The following is a 25,793-nucleotide window of genomic DNA, read 5'->3' on the forward strand; positions in this document are numbered from 1 at the left end:
ATTGCCCGGGTAAATTGTTGTATAAGGCTGGCTATACCCCCGGCATCGAAAAGCTGCATTAACGACAGAACGTACAAGTGAGTGACACAACAGGCGATGCCACATGTACAAATGCCGGTAACATAAAACTTATCCCCTCATCATACCATCGATACTGATTTTTCCCGGCCCGATGAAAAGGATAGTAATAAATACGGTTCCATAAAGTACTGCCAGTTCCGACTCTGTAATTGGTTCGCCGGCATGGGCACTGAATATTGCAACCATCATGGTAATGATCAGCGGGATGACAACAAATCTTGTAAACAGGCCGAGCACGAGAAACATGCTGCAAAAAAGCTCAGCGAATAAAACAAGTATGAGTGAAAACCTGGAGCCAATGCCCATGAAATTATGAAACTTGTATTGCAATGAAGAAAAATCCATAAGCTTTGGAATGGCATGATTGAAGATGATCAAAAGACCAAACGAAAGCCTTAGCAGCAGTAATGCGAAATTGAAGGCACCGTCACTATACTGTGTGGATAGCAGTTTTTTCATACGAGAAAATATTGAATACTTAAGTAACGGGCAAAATAGTTTTAGCTTGTTAAATGTTTGCGTTAATTAAGCGGATGTGAGTAAATATTGGTGTTTGCAAAGTTTATGCACATAGTCCCGGAACGCCATTTGCTTGCAGGGGCAGTTGTTACCTTTAAAAGGTTTTTGCGTTTTATTAAGAAAGGTTTTAAAATATTTGACAAAACTCTCCGTTGAAACATCGTATGAATCTATACTCTAAGCAGTTCAGCATATTTGCGATTGCAGTTGCTTTTACAACATCTGTGGAAGCTCAGTTTACAAAAGCCAATAACGATCCTGATGCGGATTTTAAACAGGCCAAAGCGCTTTACCAGGATAACCAGTTTACGCTTGCTTACCCGCTTTTTAAAACACTTTATACTGACGATAAAATTAACAGCAGCATTCCTGTTTCTGTGCAGGAGGAAGCTAAATATTATGCTATTGTTTGTGCACTTGAAATGAAAGATGAAACAGCAGAAAAAAAAGCTGTTGAATTTATAGCGTATGAGCACAATGAGCCACGCACACAAATGATGAGCTATCACCTGGGTGAATATTATTATGGCCGCCAGAGATTTACCGATGCTGTAAAATATTACGAGAAGACCTCTACGGATAATCTTGGTAATACCGAGATATCGAATATGAAGTTTCACCAGGGCTACGCTTATTTTACGCTGAAACAGTTTAATGATGCAGAACCCTTGTTTGATGCCATCAGGCAAATACCAACTGACCCTAACTATGTTGATGCCAATTACTATTACGGTTTTATTGCATTTAGTAAAAAACGCTACGACCAGGCACTTGGGGCTTTCAAGGTTACAGACGGAAAAGAAAAATACAAAGGCATTGTACCATACTACATAACCGAGATATATTATTTTAAAGGCCAAAAAGACCAGGCGCTAGAGTATGCGGAAAAAGCGCTGAAGAGTGGCAATCAATATTACGATCTGCAGATAAAACAGATTGTGGGGCATATCTATTTTGAGAAAAGAAATTTTTCGAAAGCACTTCCCTACCTGGAGCAGTATGTAAGTAAGACGCCGAAAGTAAGCAGGGAAGACCTGTATGAGCTTTCTTACTGCTATTACCATGCAAAGCAGTATAAAAAGGCGGTGGATGGCTTTAAGGAAATTGGTGGCAAGCAGGATTCTCTTGCACAAAATGCCATGTATTTGCTTGCTGATTCCTATTTGCAGATAGGGCAGAAGCCCAGTGCAAGAAGTGCATTCTTATTTTGCGCATTAAACAGCAGCAACCTTATACAAAAAGAAATATCAAAATTTAATTACGGTAAGCTTTCTTACGAACTGGGCTATACGGACGTGGCATTGAATGAGCTCAAAGATTTTGTAGCAACGTATCCAAAATCGGAATATAATACTGAAGCCAAGGATTTACTGGTAAGTGTGTTGGCCAATACGAATAACTATAAAGAAGCACTGGACCTGGTAAATAACATGAAGAGTAAAACGGAAACTGTAAAAAGAGTGTATCCAAAAATTTTATACGGTCGTGCTGTTGAACTTGTGAATGATCAGCAATTGGCGCAGGCAGACAATCTGCTGAATGCGGTGTATGCCAGTGAGTACAATAAAGACCAGTTAACGTATACCAATTTCTGGAAGGGTGAAATAGCTTTTCGCACCAACCAGTACGATTCCGCAGTTTACTACCTCGGCGAATATATGCGTAACCCGATCAATTATGGTGAGGTGAATGCAACAAATGCAAGGTACACGCTGGGTTACAGTGCTATGAGACAGGAAGATTACAACAATGCGCTGAAATACTTCGAGCAGATAACAAATGGCTTACCCTCCAATCCTTCACCGCTAGAGCAGGATGTCTATGCGAGAATTGCTGACTGTTATTTTATGAAAAAGAATTACAGCAAGGCCTCACAGATGTACGATAACATACTGGCAAAGAACCTGAAAGGTGCAGACTACGCATTGTATCAAAAAGCGATCATCAATGGCGCTTCCGGGCAATATGCGCAAAAGATATCGATACTTCAATCTATTCCCAATCGCTTTCCTTCTTCCATGCTTGCACCTGATGCCAATATGGAAGTGGCCAATACTTATTTGGCTACTGAGAAATACGATGCTGCTATTCCGCCTTTAAATGATATCCTTAAAAATAAAAATGCAGAATCACTTAAACCGCAGGCATTTTTGAAGCTGGGTATTGCGTATTACAATCAGCAGAATAATAATGAGGCCCTTAAGAATTTCCAGAAGCTTATTGCCGGGTATCCTAATTCTGAAGAGAGCAATGATGCGGTTGATTATGTAAGAAACATATTTGTAGATAATCAGCGGCCCGCAGAATTCATCAATTTTATGAAGCAAAATGGTAAAGATGTAAGTTATTCAGAGCAGGACTCTCTTACTTATGTTTCTGCCAATAATGTTTACGAGGGCAGGAGTTATGATAAGGCGCTGGAAGGGTTTGGTAATTATTTACGCCAGTTTCCTGAGGGGCAATATGCATTGGAAGCGAATTATAAAATTGCCGGTATTTACAATGACCGCAAAGATTTTAAAAATGCGCTCAATTACTACAATATTGTTGCTGCCAAATCGCCAAATAGATATGCAGAAGCCAGTGTACTACAGGCGGCGCGTATTGCCTATTTTGAATTTAAAGATTATGCAAAAGCAGCACAGTACTTTCAGCAGCTGAAAGATATTGCTGTGTCAACAGAAAATAAACTGGAAAGCATGCGCGGCCTGCTGCGTTGCCAATACAAATTGTCTGAGTTTGCACAGGCTGTACCTAATGCCCAGGAATTATTGCAGCAAAAAGGCGTTGCCACAGATGATAAAATGATGGCAAACATGATCATTGCAAAAAGCTACCAGAACAATAACCAGCTCTTTGAAGCCGCTGCAGCTTATAAAGATGTTATAGCATTGGGTAAGTCGGAATATGCGGCTGAAGCCAGGTATAGGGTAGCCGAAATATTATTGATCCAGAACAAATATGCAGAATCAGAAAAAGCATGCTTCGACGTAATTAACAAAGCAGGTTCTTACGATTACTGGATCACCAAATCTTACATCCTGCTGGGCGACATTTATTTCAAACAACAGGATTATTTCAATGCAGAAGCTACGCTAAAGAGCGTAGTAGAAAATGCTGCTATACCTGAATTGCAAACAGAAGCGCAGAAAAAACTGGATGCAGTTGTTGCTGAGAAAAACAGCAAAAGTAAAGTTGAGCAAGGTTAATGATTAACGCTGTGCTTCTGTATCAATGCAAGGGTTACAAAATCTAGATCTCAAAGAAAAAGCAGACAATGAAAAAAGCAGTTTATATAGTTTTACTCGTATCGTTAACATCAAATGTTTTTGCACAGGCACGGAAAAAAAAGCAACAGCCCAAGAAAGAAGTAAAAGCTGAAACAAAAGCGACAAGAGCAGATACAGTATTGCCTACACGCACTGTCATTGTTACGTCTGCATTTCAGCCATCATTGAAAACAACTGCAAAAATTAATTTCAGTGGCGCATCTCCGTTGCCTGATTCTGTTAGACCAGTTTTGCAGTACAATGTACCTGCGCAGAATCTTTCTTTTACTTATCAGTCGCCGGCTTTAAAACCGCTTGCACAAAATATCGATACGTCTGTACATTGGGAAAATGCAGGCTATCTCAAAGCAGGCTATGGTAATTTTACAAGCCCTTTGCTCCAGGCTGGCGTTTCCTTGGGCGATGGCGTAAAATCTGCTATCAATTTAAGAGGTTATTACACCTCTTCTAAAAGCGCTGTAAACGAGTTTCAAAGGTTTAGCAAAGCGGGTGCGGAAGGTATTGGTATATTCAGTTCTCCAAATAATAAGAATGAATGGACCGGCAGGGTTTTCTTTGATAATAACACGCAATACCAGTACGGATTTCAGCCAGACACATTGAAATTTAGTAAAGATGATCTGCGGCAAAGTTTTTCCACTTTGGGCGGCTCAGTTGCATTAAGAAATAAAACCACAAACGATGCAGGTATCAATTACAATCCTGCCGTTTCGTTAAATATGTTTGGAGACAACCATGGTGCAAGGGAAAGCAACTTTGTAATCAAGGCTCCCATTTCAAAAGATTTTGGTGAGAATTTTTCCTTCAATATCGGTCTTACCGCAGACATCACTTCGTACAAAAGCGACACATCCAGCATAGATAACACCTTGTATTATCTTACTCCTTCAGTAACGTATAAAACGGAAAATTTTAAAGCTATCGCAGGTATTACGCCATCATGGGATAATAATGAATTTGCCATGTTGCCAAACATCGGTGTTGAATTTAAGTTAAGCGAAAAAAAATTTATTGCACAGGCCGGTTATACAGGTTACTTCAACAAAACAAGTTACCAATACCTCGCTTCAGTAAATCCATGGTTGCAGCAGCCAAAGTTTTTGCTCAACACAAAGATGAATGAGTTGTATGCAGGGTTTAAAGGTTCTGTTGGTTCTCATCTTACATACAATGCAAAAGTTTCTTATATCGAATTTGCCAATCAACCGCTTTTTGTAAATGATACAATCACGGGTCGTTCATTCGAAGTATTGAACGAATCTGCAATGAAAGCAATTCGCCTGCATGGAGAACTGGGCTATACGGTGCAGGAAAAATTTTCATTACTTGCCGGTGCAACCATCAATCGCTACAGCGGCCTGGAAGATAACATCAAACCCTGGGGGCTGGTTCCCATGGAAATAAACGCCTCACTGCGCTGGCAGATATTCAAAGATTTTACACTAAAGAGTGATCTTTTCTTTTGGGACGGTGCCAATTACCGCTTCAAAGATTTAAGCTATGGCAAATTAGACCCCGCTTTAGATTTAAATGCAGGTGTTGAGTTTAAGGTGCTTCCACAACTCAAAGGCTGGGTGCAGATCAACAACATCTTCAATAATCAGTATGAGCGCTGGAAACAATACCCGGTACTTGGTTTTAATGTTATGGCCGGTGTTATCTGGTCGTTTGGAGATATTAAAACCGTTATGGCAAAATAGTTGGATCATTTGGAGCCCGGCTGTATAACTTTTTTCATCTTTCGTTGCGTCGCACACTTGTACGGTATATCTTTATGCAACAGGTAAACACCTTAGTTAATGATTCAGCACCTCGTCAAATATTTTTCTATTCATGGTAGGCTCGTTTTACCCGGTATAGGGTCACTGGTTGCAGAAACTAAACCCGCAGAACTGGAATTTGTAGAAAAAACCTTACACGCTCCGCAGTACAACATTATATTCGTACATGATTCGCCCAATGACGAAAAAATCAACACATTTCTTTCTTACGAAATGAAGGTAACTGCTGCAGATGCGGCTGCCGGATTTAGAGAATTTATGCACCACCTGTCTGCAAAATTGCAGGCTGGCACAGTTTATCCCATTCCCGGGTTGGGCATACTCTCAGGAAATGGCCTGGGCTATCATTTTCGGCAAAGCGAAACACTGCATACAATTTATACAGCCGTTACAGCTGGTAAAATAATTCGTCAAAATGCCCCGCACAGCGTTCGGGTTGGAGAAGATCACAGAACCTCTTCAGAGATGCAGGAATTGTTGCAAGCAGAAACTACTGCGAGCAGGTGGTGGATTGGTGCCGTAATATTGGGCGTTATTGGTGTATCCGCGGTTCTTTATTATTATCTCACCAAATAGCTTCTTTAACGTTGGCACCATTTTCTATCTCATAATACTTCATGAGCAAAAAATGGATTATCCTTTTATCAGCCATCATTGTTGTTACCACAGGCATCTTTGTGTACTTCAGGCTGCGCGGAAGTAAAGATTTCGAACCGCTCATTAAAGAAAAGCTACAACAGGCAATTCAGGATGGTTCAGATAGCCTGTATATTTTGAACCTTGACAGAATTACGGTAGATGTTGTTAATTCTCAGGTTATTGTAACAAACGCAAGGTTAGACATAGATTCAAACAGGTTGCGTCAGCTTGATGAAAGAAAACAAGCCCCTGATGATATCTACAAAATAACGCTCCATAATCTTGTTATCGAAGGAATCAACGTAAATGACTTGCTGAACAAGAACGCCATAGACCTTAAAACACTTTATATTAATGAACCGGTTGTAGAAATTTATCACCACGAAAGAACTTATAATTACACGCCTCCGGATACCACTTCGCTTTACAAAAAAATTGCAAAACAAATTGGTCATTTCAGCCTTACAGATCTTATTGTAAAGGATATCGATTTTACTTATTATAATGTGGCTGATGAAAATAAGGTAACAAAATTTACAAAACTGAATGCAAGTTTCAGGGATATCTTAATTGACTCGGGCACGCAAAATGATTCAACAAGGTTTTTGTATGCAAAAGATGCAGCTATCTCATTAAACGATTACAGCATTTCCACAGCTGACAGTCTTTACATTTTCCATATTGATTCGCTTACACTAAATGCAGGTGCTCGTAATCTGGAATTAATCAATACATCTTTAAAACCCCGGGGTGCTAAAAAAGACTTCAGCAGGAAATTAAAATTTTACAAAGACAGGTACGATATAGCAATTGACAAAATTTCTCTTCAAAAAGTAGATTGGTGGAACTTACTTGCCCGGGAGGGGTTCAATGTTGGAAAAATGATACTTGCTGATGGAAATGTTGAGGTGTTTGCTGATCGTACGTTGCCTGATGAACAGAAAGACAAAGTTGGTAACTATCCGCATCAGATACTTACACGTCTTAAACTCCCTGTAAGGGTTGATAATATAGACATTCGTAACATTACAGTTACTTACACAGAACTAAATCAAAAAACCGGTCGTACCGGTAGTATAATTTTTGCAGATGTGCAAGGAAAGTTTTCCAATGTCACAAATATTGAAACAGCTATTGAACAAAACCCTTTTTTGACGCTCGAAGCAAATGCTCAACTTATGAATACGGGTCCTTTACATGCCATGTTTAAATTTGATCTTCAAAATGCTGTTAAGGGGGCTTTTGCATTGGACGTTGAAATAGGCAAAATGAATGGTACTGCGCTAAACGTAGCTACAAAAACACTTGGACTGTTCGAAATCAAAAGTGCTGACATCGATAAAATTATCGTGCATATGACGGCTAACGATTTTAATTCCAGGGGTACTGTCGCTTTTTACTATGACAATTTGAAAGTTGAAGTTTTAAAGCAGGATGATGATAATAATGGCAAACTAAAAAAACAAGGTCTCATCACATTTCTTGCAAACAGCTTCATTATCGAAAAGTCCAATAAAGAAGGTGATAAGAACAGCGACCCTAAAAAAGTCTCATATAAAAGAGATCCGAAGAAATCGTTTTTTAATCTTATCTGGAAAACGATATTTACTGGTTTAGGTGATACAATAAAAGGAAAGAATGATTAAGAAGCGTATCGAAAACTAGCGCATGGAAGGCGCCTTGGGAGTTACAAATTTGGGAACTTTTACATTATAACGATATGGGTAAACGTAAGTTGTATTACCTTTTTCCAGGCGAATCATTGAAGTAACTTCAACATTACCACCTGTATTCTGCTGAGATATCTCAGATGAACCTTTGTAACGAAATGTACCTGTTTTGAGCGACGACAGGGAATAAGACTTACTTACAGTGCTCAAGTGTCTTAGACTAAATTTATCTTTCGAGCCATCTGAGTTTCCTGTAAAAGAACCATAAACAAATTGCACAGCAAGCACACTTAGTGCAGCAGCTATGTATTTGCTATATCTCAGTCCTTTTCTCATTTTGCCAAAATTAATACGTAAAAGTTCGTTAACAAAATATTTTCCTAAATTATTAACGTACAAGTATTGTATTTGTTACAAAAATTATTGGAATTTTAAAAATATCTGGCTATTTTACAGAAACCTACGTTCCTATGCAAGAAAATCCTTCACGCGAAGACCGGGATGAGTTAAAAGAACTACTTAAACAGTATCAAAATCTGCGGGCGGGTAAAAGTCACTCATTTCTTGAAGAAGAAGCCTTCGAACGAATCATCGACTATTTTGACGAGAACGACGAAATTTCCAAAGCCATACAAGCTGTGGAAACAGGTTTGGAGTATTTCCCTTTTTCATCTCACCTGCTAATAAAAAAAGCAGATTTACTTATTGCCACCCGCCATTATCGCGATGCATTGGATATACTCGATCAGGCCTCTTTGTTCGATCACAATGACATTGATATCTATATACTTAAGACAGATGCATACCTGGCCCTTGATGAGCAGGACAAAGCAGTAGAATTACTTGAAGAAGCATTATCCCTCTTCGAAGGAGAAGAAAAAATTGATCTTCTTTTCGAATTGGCAGATGTATATGACGATTACGAGGAATTCGATAAAGTGTTTGATTGTCTTTCATTAATACTGGAAAAAGAACCTACCAACGAAGAAGCGTTGTATAAAATTTGTTTCTGGACAGATTTCACAGGCCGGAATGAAGAAAGTATAAAATTACATCACAGGATCATAGAAGATTTTCCATATAATGAGCTGGCATGGTTCAATCTTGGGGCCGCATTTCAGGGTCTCAAATTATACGAAAAGGCAATAGATGCGTACCAGTATGCCGTAGTAATAGATGAAAAATTCGATTATGCTTACCGCAACATGGGCGATGCGTATATTCGGCTACGCAAATACAAAGAAGCAATTGAAACACTGGAAAAAGTACTGGAGCTCACAAGACCTGAAGAAGTTATCCATGAAGCTATTGGTCACTGCTATCACCGGCTGAATAAATTTGCACAGGCCAGGTTTAATTACCGCAAAGCCTCTCATATGAACCCCGATGATAGTAAGCTGCACTATAAAATCGCACTCACATATATTGCTGAAAAGCAATACAGCAGGGCATTAGGTTCGCTTGAGCAGGCAATGCGCATTCACCGCCACCTGCCGGAGTATAACCTGGCAATGGGCGAATGTTACATGCAAATGAAAAATTATCGCGAGGCTATCCAGTATTTCAGTGTGGTAGTACGCCTGAGGCCAAAAAACGTTAGCGGTTGGGATGCGTTGATCAGGTGTCTTTATAATGCCGGGCATTATGAAGAGGCGGCACGGCAATGCCTCCAGGCCAGGAAAGCTACAGATGATAAGCCTGTGTTTTTCTTTCTTTATAGTGCCGTACTTTTTGTGTTGGCAAAGCCAAAAGAAGCGTTGTTGCAATTGGAAGAAGGCCTCAGCAAAGCGCCAAAACTGGTAAAAAAGTTTATAGAATTAAATCCGGCCATTTTACAAAATAACCAGGTGGTAGATTTATTGGCAGCGTACAAAAAAAGAAAAAAAATATAAGGTAGCCGGCTGAAGAATTATTATTAAGCTTCGGTTGTGTCACTCACTTGTACTGCAACACATTATTGAGCTTTTCGATGCTGATTTATAACACGTCAGCGCTTTAGGCGGTAAAAAACATCTCACCCTTTTAAACTTTCCCACAAACACAAGCTCTAATAACGCAAAATGCAATCATGAATAAACTAATGTTGTTACTTCTTTCTCTTGTTGCTGTTACTTCGGTTTCAAATGCACAGGATAGTACTGCCAGGAAAACCAAAAAAGAGCGTATACAGAATCACGCACAGAACATGGATAGTACCCGCAGGCAAAATCTGAAGGAAAAAGGCATCACAAAAGAAAACCTGAAGGATCTGGACCTTTCGCAGGATCAAAAAAAGCAGGTAGACGATATATTGATCAATACAAAGAAGGAAAAGGAAAAAATTAAAAACGATGCCACATTAACGGATGCACAGAAAGAAGAAAAGCTGAAAGCGACGGAAAAAGACGCCAAAGCAAAACTGAACAATGTGTTAACACCGGAGCAGCGGGAAAAAATGAAGAAGAAAAGAATGAAACCACAGGAATAAAAAAAGATGGCGAAAGCCATCTTTTTTTATTGACAAATAAGGCTTTATTGAAAATATACCCGCTGTTCCACAAAGTTCAGAAAGTACAAGTGAGTGACACAACCGGCGATGCCATAAAAAACTGCAGCCGGGACAATAATATATAAACCATTGATTTACAGATTCAACGTTATGCAGGCACAGCTTCGGCTGCGGCAATTTCATAAATGATTGAGGGAAGTGCTTCAAAAGCATCGGTTTTACTTACAAAATAGTCAGCGCCAAGGTTTCTGCATACAACCCGGTAATAGTCGTCTGTATGAATAGAAGAGATAATAATCTTGAGTGAAGGGTAATTCTTACGGAAAATTTTTAGCATTTCTATTCCGTTTACGTCCGGGAGATTTATATCCAGCACCAAAATATCCGGTGTTATTTTACTAAACGAAAGCTGCGCTTCATGGTAATTCAATGCATATTCAGCACCTTTTACAATGCCGGTTTCCTCAATTACCATAAGAAAGCGTTCTATCAGCAGTATAGAGTCTTCAATGATCAATATTTTGAGGTTTTTGAACAATGCCGTTTAATTTCTGCAAAAATAAAATGGCCGTAAAAAGTAAAAAATAGACAAATGGCTTTGTTTATTGTACTATATGAATAAGTTATGCTGTAGAATTTGTACTATAAAGACCGCCTGAGTGCGGCTATCTTTGCAGGAACAGCAAATATGCAGCGAGCCGGGTTAGAAACTTTTAGGCTTTTTTAAAAATTCTTTTCAAAATTCTTGTCTGTTACAATGGAGACTTATACCTTTGCGCTCCCAAATTGAAAGTTTGGTTCACGCTATGTCCCAGAGAATCAGAATAAAATTACAGTCTTACGATCACAGTTTAGTAGATAAATCTGCAGAGAAGATCGTAAAAACAGTACGCAGTACTGGTGCCGTAGTAACTGGTCCTATTCCTTTGCCTACGCGCAAAAGAATTTTCACGGTACTACGTTCACCACACGTTAACAAGAAAAGCCGTGAGCAATTTCAGCTTTGCACGCACAAACGTTTATTAGACATTTACACTTCTTCTTCAAGAACAGTAGATGCGTTGAGCAAGCTGGATCTGCCTTCTGGTGTAGAAGTAGAGATTAAAGCGTAAAATTTCGCGTTTGATACGCGGTCAAAGTTCTTATAACAATTCACCTCTCAATCTGCTCCGCAAAATCCGGAGAGAGAAAAGAGCTCTGAAGAAGATAATAATCCTGTTAAAACAGGAGCGTACATATAAACAAGCCCTTCGAGGTTTGTTTACTGCCGGTACTTCTGAATCTTCAAAGCAGAAGAAACAAAAGAAAAGGTCGGTGGCAAACAGAGGATCGAGTTCCGCTCTCATCAGCGGAATGTCCTTACAACCTGCGGGGCATAAACCGCAAAAAGATGAAAGGAATTATTGGTAAAAAAATTGGGATGACCAGCATCTTCACCCCGGATGGTAAGCAGACTGCCTGCACCATTATTGAAGCTGGTCCTTGCGTGGTAACCCAGGTTAAAACTGCAGATACAGATGGTTATAGCGCACTACAGTTAGGTTTCGGCGATAAGAAAGAAAAACACTCCAACAAATCTGAGATCAATCACTTCTCTAAATCTCAGACAGCTCCAAAAAGCTTCGTAAAAGAATTCCGCAATTATTTCGAGGATAAAAATTTAGGTGATACCATCACTGTTGACATTTTTGCCGAAGGCGATAAAGTTGACGTTGTAGGCACTACAAAAGGTAAAGGATTCCAGGGTGTAGTAAAACGTCATGGTTTCAGTGGTGTTGGTGAAAAATCACATGGTCAGCACGATCGTCAGAGGGCACCAGGTTCTATTGGTGGCTCTTCTTATCCTTCACGCGTATTTAAAGGGATGCGAATGGCGGGTCGTATGGGTAATGACCGTGTTAAGCTTAAAGGCCTTAAAGTGGTAAAAATCTTCTCTGATAAAAACTATATCCTTGTGAGCGGTTCTGTTCCGGGCCACAACGGTTCAATCGTTTTAATCCAGAAATAAACTTTAATCGAAGAAACATGCAAGTAGAAGTTTTAAATATAAAAGGTGAAAAAACCGGTAGAACGATTGAGTTGCCGGAGGATATATTCGGTATTGAACCTAACGACCACGTACTTTACCTGGCAGTTAAACAATACCAGGCAGCACAGCGCCAGGGAACGCACAAAGTAAAAACGCGTGCAGAAGTAAAAGGTGCAAGCCGCAAGTTACACCGTCAGAAAGGTACAGGTGGTAGCCGTAAAGGTAACATCCGTAACCCTTTGTATAAAGGTGGTGGTACCATCTTTGGACCAAAACCCCATGGTTATGGTTTTAAACTGAATAAGAAAGTAAAGGATCTTGCTAAAATGAGTGCCCTTTCATATAAAGCCAAAGAAAATGCTATAGTAGTATTGGAAGAAATCAACCTCGATGCTCCTAAAACAAAGCAACTGGTTGATGTGATGAAAGTGCTGAACATAGCGAACAAAAAGTCGTTGCTTGTAACTGCTGAATATAATGATAACCTGTACCTCAGCACACGCAATGTTCCAAACATCGCTAACACTATCCTTTCAGATATCAATACCTATGATATCATGAATGCTGACGTGTTGGTAATTACAGAAAGCGCAGCCAAAGTATTTTCTGAAGAAGCTGTTGCAGAAGCATAATTGAATAACGTTTCAATAATTATACAATGAAACTGAGTGAAATTTTAGTAAAGCCTATACTTACAGAAAAAGCAAATCTTCAGCAGGATAAACTGAGAAGATATGCCTTTAAGGTCAACCGTAAGGCAAACAAACTGGAAATCAAGAAAGCTATAGAACAGTTCTATGGTGTTTCAGTAACAGATGTGAATACAATAGTTGTTCCCGGTAAAAATAAAACCCGCTTTACAAAAGCCGGCTTTATCAAAGGTGTAAAGCCTGCCTACAAAAAAGCTTATGTAACTGTAGCAGACGGTGAAACAATTGATTTGTACGCAAACATTTAATTAATAGTAAGCGAAGCTGATAAGTTCGCACAAAAGAAAAGAAAATGGCATTAAAGAAGTTTAAACCAATTACCGCAGGTACCAGATGGAAAATCGGTAATGCCTATGCTGAGATCACTACCAACAAACCGGAAAAAAGCTTATTGGAACCGATTCACAGCACAGGTGGTCGTAATGCTCAGGGGCGTCGTGCCATGCGTTATATAGGTGGCGGACATAAGAAGCATTACCGTATTGTAGATTTTAAACGCAATAAGAAAGATATTGAAGCAAAAGTTGTTTCAATAGAATACGATCCCAACCGCACAGCATTCATCGCGCTGCTGGAATATACAGACGGTGAAAAGAGATATATCATTGCTCCGCAGGGTTTACAGGTGGGTGCATCTGTAATGTCTGGTGATGCAGCAGCCCCGGAAATCGGGAATGCATTAATGATGAAGAATATGCCACTTGGTACTATGATTCATAATATCGAAATGCAGCCTGGTCAGGGTGGTAAACTGGTAAGAAGCGCAGGCGCATCAGCACAGCTTGCCAACAAAGAAGAAAAATACGCGGTATTAAAAATGCCAAGTGGCGAGTTGAGAAAAGTTTTGATTAACTGCTATGCAACGGTAGGTGTTGTATCTAACAGCGATCATAACCTTGAGCAGAAAGGTAAAGCTGGTGCAAACCGCTGGAAAGGTATTCGTCCACGTAATCGTGGTGTAGCTATGAACCCCGTAGATCACCCGATGGGTGGTGGCGAAGGTAGAGCATCAGGAGGTCACCCTCGTTCACGCACAGGTAAATATGCTAAAGGCGAAAAAACAAGAACAAAAGGAAAAGGCAGCGATAAGCTGATCATCCAACGCAGGGATGGTAAGAAGCTGGCAAAATAAAGGCAATGATGTAGCCGGCTGAGGTATAAGCATTAAGCACCGGTTGCGTCGCACTCTTCAGCAGTTTGATCAGAAATGATCTGAACGTACAAGTGAGTGACACAACGTTAGCTGAAGAAAGATCCAAATGCCGGTAACAAAAAGCAGATTTGAAAATGTGGCAATGTGAAGATTTGAAAATGGTTTTCAACTGCCACGCTAAATAAAAGACATTTTCAAATTATCAAATTATCAAATTAACTCATTACTATGGGTCGTTCGATTAAAAAAGGTCCTTACGTAGAAGCAAAGCTGGAAGGTAAGGTGTTGTCAATAAATGAAGGAAAGAACAAAAAGTCTGTGTTGAAAACATGGAGCCGCCGTTCTACTATTACTCCTGATTTTGTAGGGCACACTTTTGCTGTACATAACGGAAACAAGTTTATACCTGTATATGTAACAGAATTTATGGTAGGCCACAAACTTGGAGAGTTTGCGCCAACCAGAAACTTCAAAGGACATGCAGGAACAAAAAAATAGTTTAAAGTACCAGGTACTTACAACGTATAACTAAAAAAAATGGAAGCAGTAGCGAAACTTAGAAATTATCCTACAGGACCGCGTAAAATGCGTTTGCTGGCAGATGTGGTGCGTGGCATGGAAGTAGAGAAAGCATTGGCTATCCTGGAACATCATCCACAACACAACGCCAAGCCTTTGGCTAAGTTGCTCAAGAGTGCCATCAATAACTGGGAACAGAAAAATGAAGGTGGCAGTGCAGCTGATGCCGGTCTTGTGGTAAAAACAATTTTCGTAGATGGAGGCCGCGTACTTAAGCGCATGCGTCCTGCACCACAGGGTCGTGGTTACAGGGTGCGTAAACGCAGCAACCACGTAACATTAATCGTTGATTCAAAAAATTAATAAAAACTTTTAAACCATTATATGGGTCAGAAAGCAAATCCTATAGGTAACAGGTTAGGTATCATCCGCGGATGGGAGAGCAACTGGTATGCCGCAAAGAAAGATTTTGCCTCCAAGCTCATCGAGGATAACAAGATCAGAACATACCTGAACGCACGTATTAACAAGGGTGGTATTTCCAAAATTGTTATTGAGCGTACACTCGGTAAATTGATTGTAACTATCCATACGTCTAAGCCTGGTATCATTATAGGTAAAGGTGGTAATGAAGTTGACCGCATTAAAGAGGAGTTGAAAAAGCTTACCAGCAAAGATGATGTTCAGATAAACATTCTGGAGATTCGTCGTCCTGAGCTTGATGCGAACATTGTGGGAGACACCATTGCCCGCCAGATCGAGAACCGTATCAACTTTAAGCGTGCTATCAAAATGGCGATAGCTTCTACACTCAGAATGGGTGCTGAAGGTATAAAGGTAAAAGTAAGTGGTCGCTTAGGCGGTGCTGAAATTGCACGTAGCGAAGAATTTAAACAGGGTCGTACGCCTTTACATACATTCCGTATGGACATTGACTACGCGAATGTTTTTGCCCAGACTGTGTACGGAAAAATTGGTATTAAAGTATGGATCTGTAAAGGTGAGGTTTTAGGCAAACGTGAATTGAATCCGAACTTCACTGGTGGTAAGAGTGATGTAAGTGACAGAAGAGACAGAAGGGATGGCGGAGAAAGACAGGATCGCAGAGATGACAGAAGAGGTGGTGGAAATGACAGAAGAGGCGGTGGCGACAGAAGAGACAGAAGAAACTAATAATTGCTGTTACCGGTTATCTGACAAAAGGTACTGGTTTTAAAAATAACAATTGAAAAGCCGGCAAAAAGGAAACTGACAACCGGCAACTCAAAATCATATAAGATGTTACAGCCAAAAAGAACGAAACATAGAAAGCAGCAGAAAGGTCGTATTAGGGAAGTTGCAAAACGTGGTACAACCATTTCTTTCGGTTCTTATGCATTGAAAGCTTTAGAGCCCATCTGGTTAACCAACCGCCAGATAGAAGCTGCGCGTCAGGCAATGACACGTGCTATGAAGCGTGAGGGTAATGTGTGGATCAGAGTATTCCCTGATAAATCAATTACCAAGAAGCCACTTGAAGTGAGGATGGGTAAAGGTAAAGGTAACCCGGAATATTTCGCGGCTGTTATTGAACCAGGTCGTATACTATTTGAATGTGACGGTGTTGCATTGCAAACAGCACAGGAAGCCATGAAGCTTGCAGCTCAGAAACTTCCTATAAAAACCAAGTTTGTTGTAAGAAGAGATTTGCAACAGGCATAGTAAGTTCAATTAAAGAATTTCAATTTACATACAATGTCTAAGAAGTTAGAATTTAATAAAAGCCTGAAAGATCTGAACGAAACAGATCTTAGTGCACGCATACAGGAAGACCAGTTGCGTTTAAAGAAGCTGGAATTTGCACATGCGATCTCTCCACTTGAGAACCCAATGACTATTCGTGGTCTAAGGAAAGATATATCTCGTTTAAAGACCGAATTAAGGAGAAGACAACTCGGTATTTAATATAAAATAAACAACAATGGCCGAAAGAAATTTGCGTAAAACAAGGATTGGGGTAGTTAGCAGCAACAAAATGACAAAAACTATCACTGTTGCTGTGGAAAGAAAAGTAAAACACCCTATCTATGGTAAGTTTGTAAAAAAGACTACCAAATTCCATGCTCATGATGAAAAAAGTGAGTGCGGTATAGGCGATATCGTAAAGATCATGGAGTCTCGTCCGCTGAGCAAAACAAAGCGTTGGAGATTAGTTGAGATCGTTGAAAAAGCTAAATAAGGAAATAAGCTGCGGGCTGCGAGCTATAAGCTTTATGCCGCACTGATTAATAAAAATTGTAGTAATTGCTCGAAGCCCGACGCTTAGAGTTTAAAGCTAAATAAAATGATTCAGCAGGAAAGCAGGCTTAATGTAGCCGATAACAGTGGTGCAAAAGAAGTATTGTGCATCCGCGTATTGGGTAATAGCGGCCAGGATTACGCCAAAATAGGCGATAAAATCGTGGTAACTGTGAAAGATGCCATCCCTGCGGGTGGTATAAAGAAAGGTACTGTTTCAAAAGCAGTAATCGTTCGTACAACAAATAAACTTCGCCGTAAAGATGGTTCTTATATCCGCTTTGACGATAACGCGGTGGTATTGTTGAACAATGCCGATGAACCTCGCGGCACCCGTATATTCGGACCCGTAGCAAGAGAACTGAGGGATAAAGGATACATGAAGATTATTTCACTTGCGCCGGAAGTGCTTTAAGGGTGCTGCATAGCGTACAGGATGTACAAGTGAGTGACACAACAAAAGTTGAAGACAGTTATAAAGTTGACTTCATAAACAAAATAAAATGAGCAACAGATTTAAACCAAAGTACAATATTAAAAAAGGCGATTCAGTAGTGGTTATCGCAGGAGATGATAAAGATCTGAAAAAGCCACGTACTGTTTTAAGCGTTATCGTTGACAAGGGCCGCGTGGTTATTGAAGGCGTTAATATTGTAACTAAACATACAAAACCTTCTGCAGGAAATACCAAAGGTGGTATTGTAAAGAAGGAAGCTCCGATCAACATAAGCAATGTTATGTTGTGGGATGCTAAAACTGGCGGACCTACCAAGGTTAAACGCACCAGGGAAAACGGAAAATTAGTTCGTATTGCAAAAAAATCCGGGGAGGTAATTAAATAATGAGCACTGCTAAATATACTCCGAGATTGCAGGAAAAATACACAAATGATGTGATTCCTGCTTTAATGAAAAAATTTGCTTACAAAAGTGTAATGCAAACACCGAAGCTGGAAAAAATCTGTATTAACCGTGGCGTTAACGGTGCCGTGGCTGATAAGAAAACTGTTGACGTTGCGGTTGAAGAACTGACAATGATTACAGGTCAGAAAGCAGTTCCTACTTTGAGTAAGAAAGATATTTCAAACTTTAAGTTGCGCAAAGGAATGCCAATTGGCGCACGGGTTACATTGCGTGGAGAGAAGATGTATGAGTTTCTTGACCGCCTTGTTTCTGTTGCATTGCCGCGTGTACGCGACTTTAAGGGCATCAGCGATAAAGCTTTCGATGGCCGTGGAAATTATACATTAGGAGTTACCGAACAGATCATCTTCCCTGAAATTGATATTGATAAAGTATCTAAAATCACCGGTATGGATATTACGTTCGTAACTACTGCCCAGAATAATGAAGAGGCTTACGAACTGTTGAAAGAGTTGGGTATGCCTTTCAAAAATGCTAAAAAAGACTAATAACAACATACAGATTTCAGGGATCGCTTGGTGCTTGAAACCTGGAACTTGAAACTTCAATACAATATGGCAAAAGAATCAATAAAAGCCAGACAAAGAAAACGTGAAGCAATGGTTGCAAAGTACGCTGAAAAGCGTGCCGCGTTAAAAGCTGCAGGTGATTACCAGGCTTTGGATCTTCTTCCAAAAAACGCGTCCCCTGTACGTTTAAAAAACCGTTGCCAGCTAACAGGCCGTCCAAGAGGTTACATGAGGTACTTCGGAATGAGCAGGGTTATCTTTCGTGATATGGCACTTAATGGTAAAATTCCAGGTGTAAAAAAAGCGAGCTGGTAGAAGCCAGTTACCGGAAACAGGTTAAATGAACTACCGGTGAAGTGAAGTAAAAAAATTTAGAACTGAATAATTTCAAATAGTTATGGTAACTGATGCAATAGCAGATTTCCTTACCAGGATTCGTAACGCTCAGATGGCAGGGCACAGATTAGTAGAGATTCCTGCTTCTAATCTTAAAAAGCGTATGACAGAAATCCTGTACGAACAAGGCTACATTCTCAAATATAAGTTTGAGGATGACAGCAAACAGGGTGTTATCAAGATCGCTTTAAAATACGATCCTAATACAAAACTACCTGCAATCCGTTCACTGGAAAGAGTTAGCCGCCCGGGTCTCAGACAATATTCTAAACCTGCTGAGTTCAAAAGAGTGATCAACGGTTTGGGTATTGCCATCATCAGCACTTCTAAGGGTGTTATGACTGATAAACAGGCAAAGGCGCAAAATGTAGGTGGTGAAGTGCTTTGCTACATTAGCTAGTAATAAACGGTTTGACAATTAAGCCTCCTAGTCGTGGCTGAACACAGACCATCGTATTTAACTTAAATAAAAAATCGACTATGTCACGTATAGGTAAACAGCCGATAGCTATTCCTGCAGGTGTAACGGTATCAGTTGGTGCAGATAATGTAGTAACTGTAAAAGGTGCAAAAGGTGAATTGAAAGAGGCAATAGACAGAGACATTAAAGTAGAGGTAAAAGATGGCCAGATCGTGCTTTCGCGCCCAACCGATCAAATCCGTCATCGTGCAATGCATGGTTTATACCGCTCATTGCTTAATAACCTTGTAAAGGGTGTAACAGAAGGTTTCAAAAAAGACCTTGAGCTGGTGGGTGTGGGTTATAAAGCTGCTAACCAGGGCAATACGCTTGATCTCTCCCTGGGTTATTCTCACAACATTATTTTTGAGATTCCTAAAGAGTTAAAGGTTACTACGGAAACAGTAAAAGGTCAGAATCCAAAAATTTCGTTAGAAGGCACAGATAAACAACTGTTGGGCCAGGTAGCTGCTAAACTTCGCAGCTTACGTAAACCAGAGCCTTACAAAGGAAAAGGTGTTAAATACAGCAATGAAGTTATTCGCCGTAAAGCTGGTAAAGCTGCTGGTAAATAATAATAAATAATTTTCCAGAGCCCGGCTCCGGAATTACTATAAGGCTTCCGTTGCGTCGCACACTTCAGCTTTCGGATCAATGATTCAACAGAACGATGCGGTGATACGGCACAACAGATAAAGAAAAAACTGATTCTATATTACAACAAAGCGAATAAACTGACAACAGCTTATCAAACGGATTTGCCAAATATGTTCCAGTTTTTAAATTAAAATTTTCAAATTCTTCCTGGCAGTATCAGGAAGTATCAAATACAAAAAAAATGGATGCTAAAGTTTTAAGAAGACAAAAGATCCGTTACGGAATCCGCAGAAAAATTGCTGGTACTTCACAAAAACCACGTCTTTCTGTATTTCGCAGCAACTCTGATATTTATGTGCAGTTAATTGACGACGTTAGCGGAAAAACACTTGCTGCCGCTTCTTCGAAAGATAAAGACATTGCCGCACAAAAAGTAACCAAAAGCGAACAAAGCAAAATGGTAGGTGCAGCAATTGCGCGTAAAGCTGTTGAGCTTGGTCTTACCTCAATCGTTTTTGATCGTGGCGGTTATTTATACCATGGTCGTGTAAAGGCTATAGCAGACGGTGCCAGAGAGGGTGGTCTTCAATTCTAAAATCTGTAATCTGAAATAATTAAAATGGCTAAAGTAAACGTAAATAAAGTAAAAGCCGGTGGCGATGTAGAACTTAAAGACAAAGTTGTTGCCATTAACCGTGTAGTTAAAACTACAAAGGGTGGCCGTACTTTCAGTTTCTCTGCAATAGTGGTTGTAGGTAATGAGAATGGTGTTGTAGGCCAGGGGCTGGGTAAAGCTAAAGAAGTACAGGAAGCTATCACAAAAGGTATTGAAGATGCAAAAAAGAATCTTGTAAAGGTTCCTGTAATGCATGGCACAATTCCTCATGATCAGTTTGCAAAAGATGGTGCTGCGAAAGTGTTGATTAAACCAGCCGCTCATGGTACCGGTGTAATCGCTGGTGGCAGCATGCGTGCAGTGTTGGAAAGTGCAGGAATCACAGACGTTTTGGCTAAAAGCCTGGGTTCTGCAAACCCACACAATGTGGTAAAAGCAACTATCAAAGCACTTACACTCTTACGCGAACCTGTACAGGTTGCTAAAAACCGTAACCTTAAACTGAGCAAAGTATTTAACGGATAATATTTGTTTGGGTTTTTCCCGGACTATAAACTGATTGACAATGGCAAAGATCAAAATAACACAGGTTAAAAGTGCAATTGACAGACCAGAGCGTCAAAAACTAACTTTAAAAGCATTGGGTTTGAAAAAACTAAATGCAACCAAAGAGGTTGAAGCTTCACCCCAGATTCTTGGGATGGTTGAGAAAGTACATCACCTTGTAAAGGTTGAAGAATTAGGATAATCAATTTAAATAAAGCGAGGGGCGATTCCCCGTTGAGTAAAAAATCAATAAAAATGAAACTACACAATTTAAAACCTGCAGAAGGTTCTACACACAAAGAAAAACGTCTTGGTCGCGGTGAAGCAAGTGGTAAAGGTGGCACGTCTACAAAAGGTAACAAGGGTGGACAAAGCCGTGCAGGTTATCAACGTAAAAATGCACATGAAGGTGGACAGATGCCGATTCAGCGCCGTATACCAAAACGTGGTTTCAAGAATAATAACCGTATTGAATTTAAAGTGTTTAACCTCGGCCAGATTGAGCAGTTAAACGAAAAGTATGGTTTCAACGAATTCAGCAATGAAACACTTTATATCAATGGTTTGATTAACCGTACAGATAAAGTAAAAATATTAGGCAACGGAGAATTGAAAGCAAAACTTACATTTAAAGTAAATGCAGTAAGCGAAAAGGCAAAAGCGGCAATTGAATCAGCGGGTGGCAGCATTGAAATTTTGTAAAGAAATTTAACGATATTTGCCCGACGCACTAAAGGTGCGTCTTTTGGTTTACAGAGGAATTCATCTATTCAATTCTTTTTCAGTGAAAAAACTTATTCAGACTTTTAAGAATATCTGGAGCATCGACGAACTGCGCAGTAAGATTATTGTAACCCTTACACTTATATTGGTTTACAGGTTTGGTGCCCACATTGTTTTGCCAGGTATAGATCCCAATAAACTTTCAGATTCAGCAGGTACAAACAGCGGTCTCCTTGGCCTCTTCGATACTTTTGCCGGTGGTGCTTTTTCCCATGCATCAATCTTTGCATTGGGTGTAATGCCTTACATTTCAGCTTCCATTTTTATGCAACTGATGACAATCCTTGTTCCACAGATGCAGAAAATTCAGAAGGAAGGAGAAAGCGGTCGTAAAAAGATCAACCAGTGGACACGCTACCTCACAGTAGTTGTTACTATTCTTCAATCAAGCGCATACATCGCATACCTGAAAACACCAGATTATGCTGCTGCTATGATCGAGTCATTTAAACCTTATTTCTTTACTTCAACAGTTATATTGCTCACCGCAGGTACATTATTCGTAATGTGGCTTGGTGAGAAAATCCAGGATAAAGGGTTAGGAAATGGAACTTCCATCATCATAATGGTTGGTATTCTTGCTCGTCTACCCCAGGCGTTTGGCCAGGAGTTCTCATCAAAATATGAAGAAGGTGCAAAAGGTTTGTTGGCTTTTACCCTGGAAATTGTAGTACTGGTTGCCATTATCATGGGCCTGATCATTTTGATACAGGGTGTAAGAAAAGTGCCGGTTAATTACGCAAAACAAATTGTTGGAAACAGGCAGTTTGGTGGTGCCAGGCAATTTTTACCTTTAAAAGTAAATAGTGCAGGTGTAATGCCTATCATCTTTGCGCAGGCAATCATGTTCCTGCCGACATTATTTTCTTTCACCAATCTGGACTCTGCACAAGGTATTGTAAAAATATTCAGCGATCACAGCAACGGTTGGTACATGCTCATTTATGCCGTAATGGTAATTGCATTTACTTTTCTATACACCGCTTTGATCTTCAATCCAAAGCAAATGAGTGAAGACCTGAAGCGCAACAATGGTTTTATACCTGGTGTAAAGCCTGGTCAGCCAACAGCAGATTATATAGGCGCAATTATGGATAAAATAACTTTACCAGGTGCTGTGTTTCTTGCGCTGGTAGGTATATTGCCTGGTTTTGCGCAGTTGCTTGGTGTAACGCAGCAGTTTAGCACATTCTTCGGTGGTACTTCATTGTTGATTATGGTAGGTGTAATACTGGACACCTTACAACAAATTGAAACACACCTTCTTATGCGCCAGTACGATGGTTTAATGAAGGGTGGCCGCATACAGGGAAGGCAAACGGTATCACCTGCAAGCGGTTACTAATTACGTTTTATCTGTAACAAAAATAATTTTTCAACCTGCCAGTTAACTGGCAGGTTGTATTGTTTAAATGATACGTGGAGCCAGGCGGTAGAATATAAATGGATCGTTCCTTGCGTCGCACTCTTGTACTGCAAACCTGTATTGAGCTGTTGGCTGCGGATTTGCTGCCCGCTCAAACCAATGTGTTTAGCCTGCAGGTAAGGGTTGCAAACAAAGCAATTATTAGTTATAAACAAACGACCAACCCGCCAGTTTGCCGGTGAAACAGAACGCTGCAGTTGCCATAAAAGTGGAACGATAAACCGAGCGTGGCAACAGGTGATGCCACAACGAACAAATGCTGGAAACATAAAATAATGTCAAGGAGAATAAACGGTATGATTATTATAAAGACAGAAGCGGAGATAGCAATGATGAAGGCAAGCGCAATGCTTGTAAGCAAAACACTTGCTGAAGTTGCCAAAGTTTTGAAACCCGGTATGACCACATTGGATATTGATAAACTTTGCGGCACATTTGTAAGGGATCATAAGGCAATTCCATCATTTCTCAATTACCGCGGATACCCTTATAATGTTTGTGCATCTGTAAATGATGTGGTAGTGCATGGATTCCCCAATAATAATGCGCTGAAAGAAGGTGATATTGTTTCTGTAGACATGGGTGTAATACTCAATGGCTGGCATGGCGATCACGCATATACTTTTATTTTGGGAGATGTACCCGAAGAGGTTTCAAAACTGGTGCGGGTAACAAAGGAATCGCTGTACAAGGGCATTGAAAAAGCTACTGCGGGCAACAGGATTGGTGATATTGCATACGCTATACAGGAGCACACAGAGCGAAAGAACGGCTATGGTGTTGTGAGAGAACTTGTAGGGCATGGCCTGGGCAGAAGCCTTCATGAAGACCCGCAGGTACCCAACTATGGAAAACGTGGTACGCTTTCGAAACTAAAAGAAAACATGGTGTTGGCTATTGAGCCAATGATTAACCTTGCCAGTAAAGAAGTTTATACAGAAGATGATGGCTGGACAGTACGTACAAGAGATGGTAAACCATCAGTGCATTTTGAACATGATGTATGTGTAAAAAAAGATAAAGCCCTTATACTATCAGATTACGCAATAATAGAGGCGGCAGAACAAAAGAATCTCAATCTTAATACCAGTTATTATACCGCAAAAAGCCTCGTTGTATAACGGGGCTTGTTTTTATGGAACATACACAAAGCATGCAAAAAGTATTGGTTGTGATAGGCGGCGGGGCTGCCGGCTTTTTTTGCGCGGTGAATGCAGCCCGGATGAATAGAAACCTGAAAGTGGTAATCGTAGAAAAAAGCAGTAAAGTTTTATCTAAAGTAAAAGTCAGCGGTGGCGGAAGATGCAATGTTACCCATGCCTGTTTTGATATAGATACACTCGTCAGAAAATATCCACGCGGACAACAGTTCTTAAAGAAAGCCTTCCATTGGTATAACACCAATGATACCATCACCTGGTTTAATGAACGAGGTGTGCAACTGAAAACCGAAGCCGATGGCAGAATGTTTCCTGTAACGGACAATTCGCAGACAGTTATTGATTGTCTTATTCGGGAAGCCAACAAATTTAATATAGAGATCCTGTTCAACACACAGGTTAGCAGCATAGAAAAGAATGAGAATGGATTTACTATTCATGCAAATAACCGTTCAATAGATGCAACCTTTATATGTATAGCTACGGGCGGCTATCCTAAAGCGCTACAATTTCAGTGGCTCGAACATCTTGGTCATACGATTGAAAAACCTGTACCATCGCTGTTTACGTTTAATATTCCTGCAAACGAAATCACTGCTCTTATGGGCGTAAGCGTAGCGGCTGCAACCATCAAAATACAATCTTCCAAACTGGCCGAAACAGGTCCGTTGCTTATTACACACTGGGGGTTGAGCGGTCCTGCAGTATTAAAGCTTTCGGCATGGGGCGCAAGAGAACTTGAAGCAAAAAATTATTCATTCACAATATTCGTAAACTGGCTGCCAGGTTACAATGAGAACAGTCTTAGAGACGAATGGCAGCAGTTGCGCCGGCAATATGCATCTGTAAAAATCAGTAACAAAAACCCATTTGCCCTGCCCGCAAGATTATGGCAATATTTTCTTGATTTATGCGCAGTACATGCAGATGCGCGGTGGGCCGATCTTCCTGCAACAGCTCAGCATAAATTAATTAAAACCCTCACAGCACAGGAATTTAATGTGCACGGCAAAACAACATTCAAAGAAGAGTTTGTAACCTGCGGCGGAATAAAGCTTTCTGAAATCGATGTTAGCAGCATGCAGAGTAAAAAGATTCCCAGCCTTTATTTCGCAGGCGAAGTAATGGATGTAGACGGAATTACCGGTGGTTTTAACTTTCAGAATGCCTGGACAACAGGATGGATTGCTGCAAAGCATATCGCATCGCAGTAGTAAAAGG

At 40.2% G+C, this 25,793-nt stretch carries 34 protein-coding genes; 30 read left to right on the forward strand and 4 right to left on the reverse strand.

Going from position 1 to position 25,793, the window contains the following annotated elements; translation table 11 throughout:
* Positions 1 to 129 precede the first annotated feature (129 nt).
* Positions 130 to 540: a DoxX family protein gene (locus tag I5907_RS10975; RefSeq protein WP_196990755.1), complete on the reverse strand. Its 411-nt coding sequence runs from the start codon at positions 538 to 540 to the stop codon at positions 130 to 132.
* 224 nt (positions 541 to 764) lie between these two features.
* Between I5907_RS10975 and I5907_RS10980 the strand changes: the two genes are divergently transcribed.
* The 4 genes from I5907_RS10980 to I5907_RS10995 all read left to right on the forward strand — a co-directional run bounded on the left by I5907_RS10980 (position 765) and on the right by I5907_RS10995 (position 7,956).
* Complete coding sequence (locus tag I5907_RS10980) at positions 765 to 3,809, forward strand: tetratricopeptide repeat protein (protein WP_196990756.1); 3,045 nt, start codon at positions 765 to 767, stop codon at positions 3,807 to 3,809.
* Between the two features lie 68 nt (positions 3,810 to 3,877).
* Positions 3,878 to 5,590, forward strand: coding sequence for a BamA/TamA family outer membrane protein (locus I5907_RS10985; protein WP_196990757.1), 1,713 nt, complete (start codon positions 3,878 to 3,880; stop codon positions 5,588 to 5,590).
* Positions 5,591 to 5,689: 99 nt separating this feature from the next.
* Positions 5,690 to 6,247, forward strand: coding sequence for a hypothetical protein (locus tag I5907_RS10990; protein WP_196990758.1), 558 nt, complete (start codon positions 5,690 to 5,692; stop codon positions 6,245 to 6,247).
* Positions 6,248 to 6,288: 41 nt separating this feature from the next.
* Complete coding sequence (locus I5907_RS10995; RefSeq protein WP_196990759.1) at positions 6,289 to 7,956, forward strand: hypothetical protein; 1,668 nt, start codon at positions 6,289 to 6,291, stop codon at positions 7,954 to 7,956.
* Positions 7,957 to 7,971: 15 nt separating this feature from the next.
* Here the strand turns inward: I5907_RS10995 and I5907_RS11000 are convergent, their stop codons facing one another.
* On the reverse strand, positions 7,972 to 8,316 hold the full coding sequence (locus I5907_RS11000; protein WP_196990760.1) for a hypothetical protein: 345 nt from the start codon (positions 8,314 to 8,316) through the stop codon (positions 7,972 to 7,974).
* A gap of 134 nt (positions 8,317 to 8,450) precedes the next feature.
* On the opposite strand from I5907_RS11000, the gene I5907_RS11005 reads away from it, so the two are divergent.
* The gene (locus tag I5907_RS11005; RefSeq protein ID WP_196990761.1) at positions 8,451 to 9,872 is read left to right on the forward strand and encodes a tetratricopeptide repeat protein; all 1,422 of its coding nucleotides are present in this window, start codon (positions 8,451 to 8,453) and stop codon (positions 9,870 to 9,872) included.
* A 176-nt stretch (positions 9,873 to 10,048) separates the two neighbouring features.
* On the forward strand, positions 10,049 to 10,447 hold the full coding sequence (locus tag I5907_RS11010; protein WP_196990762.1) for a hypothetical protein: 399 nt from the start codon (positions 10,049 to 10,051) through the stop codon (positions 10,445 to 10,447).
* Between the two features lie 169 nt (positions 10,448 to 10,616).
* Here I5907_RS11010 and I5907_RS11015 read toward each other — a convergent pair whose 3' ends face one another.
* Positions 10,617 to 11,006 (reverse strand): response regulator, encoded by a 390-nt coding sequence (locus tag I5907_RS11015; protein WP_196990763.1) that lies wholly within the window; start codon positions 11,004 to 11,006, stop codon positions 10,617 to 10,619.
* 268 nt (positions 11,007 to 11,274) lie between these two features.
* On the opposite strand from I5907_RS11015, the gene rpsJ reads away from it, so the two are divergent.
* From rpsJ to secY, 22 genes are all read left to right on the forward strand, one after another.
* Complete coding sequence (gene rpsJ / locus I5907_RS11020) at positions 11,275 to 11,580, forward strand: 30S ribosomal protein S10 (RefSeq protein WP_147192296.1); 306 nt, start codon at positions 11,275 to 11,277, stop codon at positions 11,578 to 11,580.
* A gap of 278 nt (positions 11,581 to 11,858) precedes the next feature.
* Positions 11,859 to 12,476, forward strand: coding sequence for a 50S ribosomal protein L3 (rplC, locus tag I5907_RS11025; RefSeq protein ID WP_196990764.1), 618 nt, complete (start codon positions 11,859 to 11,861; stop codon positions 12,474 to 12,476).
* Positions 12,477 to 12,493: 17 nt separating this feature from the next.
* Positions 12,494 to 13,129, forward strand: coding sequence for a 50S ribosomal protein L4 (gene rplD, locus I5907_RS11030; protein WP_196990765.1), 636 nt, complete (start codon positions 12,494 to 12,496; stop codon positions 13,127 to 13,129).
* A 26-nt stretch (positions 13,130 to 13,155) separates the two neighbouring features.
* Positions 13,156 to 13,455, forward strand: coding sequence for a 50S ribosomal protein L23 (gene rplW / locus I5907_RS11035; protein ID WP_196990766.1), 300 nt, complete (start codon positions 13,156 to 13,158; stop codon positions 13,453 to 13,455).
* Positions 13,456 to 13,499: 44 nt separating this feature from the next.
* Entirely contained in the window at positions 13,500 to 14,339 is an 840-nt protein-coding gene (rplB, locus tag I5907_RS11040; protein ID WP_196990767.1) for a 50S ribosomal protein L2, read from the forward strand.
* A gap of 249 nt (positions 14,340 to 14,588) precedes the next feature.
* On the forward strand, positions 14,589 to 14,858 hold the full coding sequence (gene rpsS / locus I5907_RS11045; RefSeq protein WP_196990768.1) for a 30S ribosomal protein S19: 270 nt from the start codon (positions 14,589 to 14,591) through the stop codon (positions 14,856 to 14,858).
* Positions 14,859 to 14,897: 39 nt separating this feature from the next.
* A complete protein-coding gene (gene rplV, locus I5907_RS11050; RefSeq protein WP_196990769.1) occupies positions 14,898 to 15,242 on the forward strand; it encodes a 50S ribosomal protein L22 in 345 nt (114 codons plus the stop codon).
* 21 nt (positions 15,243 to 15,263) lie between these two features.
* A complete protein-coding gene (rpsC, locus tag I5907_RS11055; RefSeq protein ID WP_196990770.1) occupies positions 15,264 to 16,052 on the forward strand; it encodes a 30S ribosomal protein S3 in 789 nt (262 codons plus the stop codon).
* Positions 16,053 to 16,157: 105 nt separating this feature from the next.
* Positions 16,158 to 16,580 (forward strand): 50S ribosomal protein L16, encoded by a 423-nt coding sequence (rplP, locus tag I5907_RS11060; RefSeq protein WP_196990771.1) that lies wholly within the window; start codon positions 16,158 to 16,160, stop codon positions 16,578 to 16,580.
* A 33-nt stretch (positions 16,581 to 16,613) separates the two neighbouring features.
* A complete protein-coding gene (gene rpmC / locus I5907_RS11065; RefSeq protein WP_196990772.1) occupies positions 16,614 to 16,823 on the forward strand; it encodes a 50S ribosomal protein L29 in 210 nt (69 codons plus the stop codon).
* A gap of 16 nt (positions 16,824 to 16,839) precedes the next feature.
* On the forward strand, positions 16,840 to 17,097 hold the full coding sequence (gene rpsQ, locus I5907_RS11070) for a 30S ribosomal protein S17 (protein ID WP_196990773.1): 258 nt from the start codon (positions 16,840 to 16,842) through the stop codon (positions 17,095 to 17,097).
* Positions 17,098 to 17,202: 105 nt separating this feature from the next.
* On the forward strand, positions 17,203 to 17,571 hold the full coding sequence (gene rplN / locus I5907_RS11075) for a 50S ribosomal protein L14 (protein WP_147192307.1): 369 nt from the start codon (positions 17,203 to 17,205) through the stop codon (positions 17,569 to 17,571).
* An 88-nt stretch (positions 17,572 to 17,659) separates the two neighbouring features.
* Complete coding sequence (gene rplX, locus I5907_RS11080) at positions 17,660 to 17,998, forward strand: 50S ribosomal protein L24 (protein ID WP_196990774.1); 339 nt, start codon at positions 17,660 to 17,662, stop codon at positions 17,996 to 17,998.
* On the forward strand, positions 17,998 to 18,567 hold the full coding sequence (gene rplE, locus I5907_RS11085; protein ID WP_196990775.1) for a 50S ribosomal protein L5: 570 nt from the start codon (positions 17,998 to 18,000) through the stop codon (positions 18,565 to 18,567). Before rplX ends, rplE begins: the two co-directional genes overlap by 1 nt.
* A 66-nt stretch (positions 18,568 to 18,633) precedes the next feature.
* Entirely contained in the window at positions 18,634 to 18,903 is a 270-nt protein-coding gene (gene rpsN, locus I5907_RS11090) for a 30S ribosomal protein S14 (RefSeq protein WP_196990776.1), read from the forward strand.
* Positions 18,904 to 18,985: 82 nt separating this feature from the next.
* Positions 18,986 to 19,384 carry a 30S ribosomal protein S8 gene (rpsH, locus tag I5907_RS11095; RefSeq protein WP_196990777.1) on the forward strand — a complete coding sequence of 133 codons (399 nt, stop codon included), beginning with the start codon at positions 18,986 to 18,988 and terminating at the stop codon, positions 19,382 to 19,384.
* 80 nt (positions 19,385 to 19,464) lie between these two features.
* Positions 19,465 to 20,019 (forward strand): 50S ribosomal protein L6, encoded by a 555-nt coding sequence (gene rplF, locus I5907_RS11100; protein ID WP_196990778.1) that lies wholly within the window; start codon positions 19,465 to 19,467, stop codon positions 20,017 to 20,019.
* A gap of 263 nt (positions 20,020 to 20,282) precedes the next feature.
* Complete coding sequence (gene rplR, locus I5907_RS11105; RefSeq protein ID WP_196990779.1) at positions 20,283 to 20,636, forward strand: 50S ribosomal protein L18; 354 nt, start codon at positions 20,283 to 20,285, stop codon at positions 20,634 to 20,636.
* Between the two features lie 24 nt (positions 20,637 to 20,660).
* On the forward strand, positions 20,661 to 21,182 hold the full coding sequence (gene rpsE / locus I5907_RS11110) for a 30S ribosomal protein S5 (RefSeq protein WP_196990780.1): 522 nt from the start codon (positions 20,661 to 20,663) through the stop codon (positions 21,180 to 21,182).
* A 40-nt stretch (positions 21,183 to 21,222) separates the two neighbouring features.
* Positions 21,223 to 21,405 (forward strand): 50S ribosomal protein L30, encoded by a 183-nt coding sequence (gene rpmD / locus I5907_RS11115; protein ID WP_196990781.1) that lies wholly within the window; start codon positions 21,223 to 21,225, stop codon positions 21,403 to 21,405.
* A 53-nt stretch (positions 21,406 to 21,458) separates the two neighbouring features.
* The gene (gene rplO / locus I5907_RS11120) at positions 21,459 to 21,905 is read left to right on the forward strand and encodes a 50S ribosomal protein L15 (protein WP_196990782.1); all 447 of its coding nucleotides are present in this window, start codon (positions 21,459 to 21,461) and stop codon (positions 21,903 to 21,905) included.
* 82 nt (positions 21,906 to 21,987) lie between these two features.
* A complete protein-coding gene (secY, locus tag I5907_RS11125) occupies positions 21,988 to 23,331 on the forward strand; it encodes a preprotein translocase subunit SecY (RefSeq protein WP_196990783.1) in 1,344 nt (447 codons plus the stop codon).
* Here secY and I5907_RS11130 read toward each other — a convergent pair.
* On the reverse strand, positions 23,328 to 23,681 hold the full coding sequence (locus I5907_RS11130) for a hypothetical protein (protein WP_196990784.1): 354 nt from the start codon (positions 23,679 to 23,681) through the stop codon (positions 23,328 to 23,330). The two genes, secY and I5907_RS11130, sit on opposite strands and share 4 nt — an antisense overlap.
* A 6-nt stretch (positions 23,682 to 23,687) precedes the next feature.
* Between I5907_RS11130 and map the strand changes: the two genes are divergently transcribed.
* Both map and I5907_RS11140 read left to right on the forward strand, forming a co-directional pair.
* On the forward strand, positions 23,688 to 24,533 hold the full coding sequence (map, locus tag I5907_RS11135; RefSeq protein WP_231402026.1) for a type I methionyl aminopeptidase: 846 nt from the start codon (positions 23,688 to 23,690) through the stop codon (positions 24,531 to 24,533).
* A gap of 32 nt (positions 24,534 to 24,565) precedes the next feature.
* Complete coding sequence (locus I5907_RS11140; protein WP_196990785.1) at positions 24,566 to 25,786, forward strand: BaiN/RdsA family NAD(P)/FAD-dependent oxidoreductase; 1,221 nt, start codon at positions 24,566 to 24,568, stop codon at positions 25,784 to 25,786.
* Positions 25,787 to 25,793: the final 7 nt, after the last annotated feature.

Origin of the sequence: Panacibacter microcysteis (assembly GCF_015831355.1) — a bacterium.
Classification (GTDB): Bacteria; Bacteroidota; Bacteroidia; order Chitinophagales; family Chitinophagaceae; genus Panacibacter; species Panacibacter microcysteis.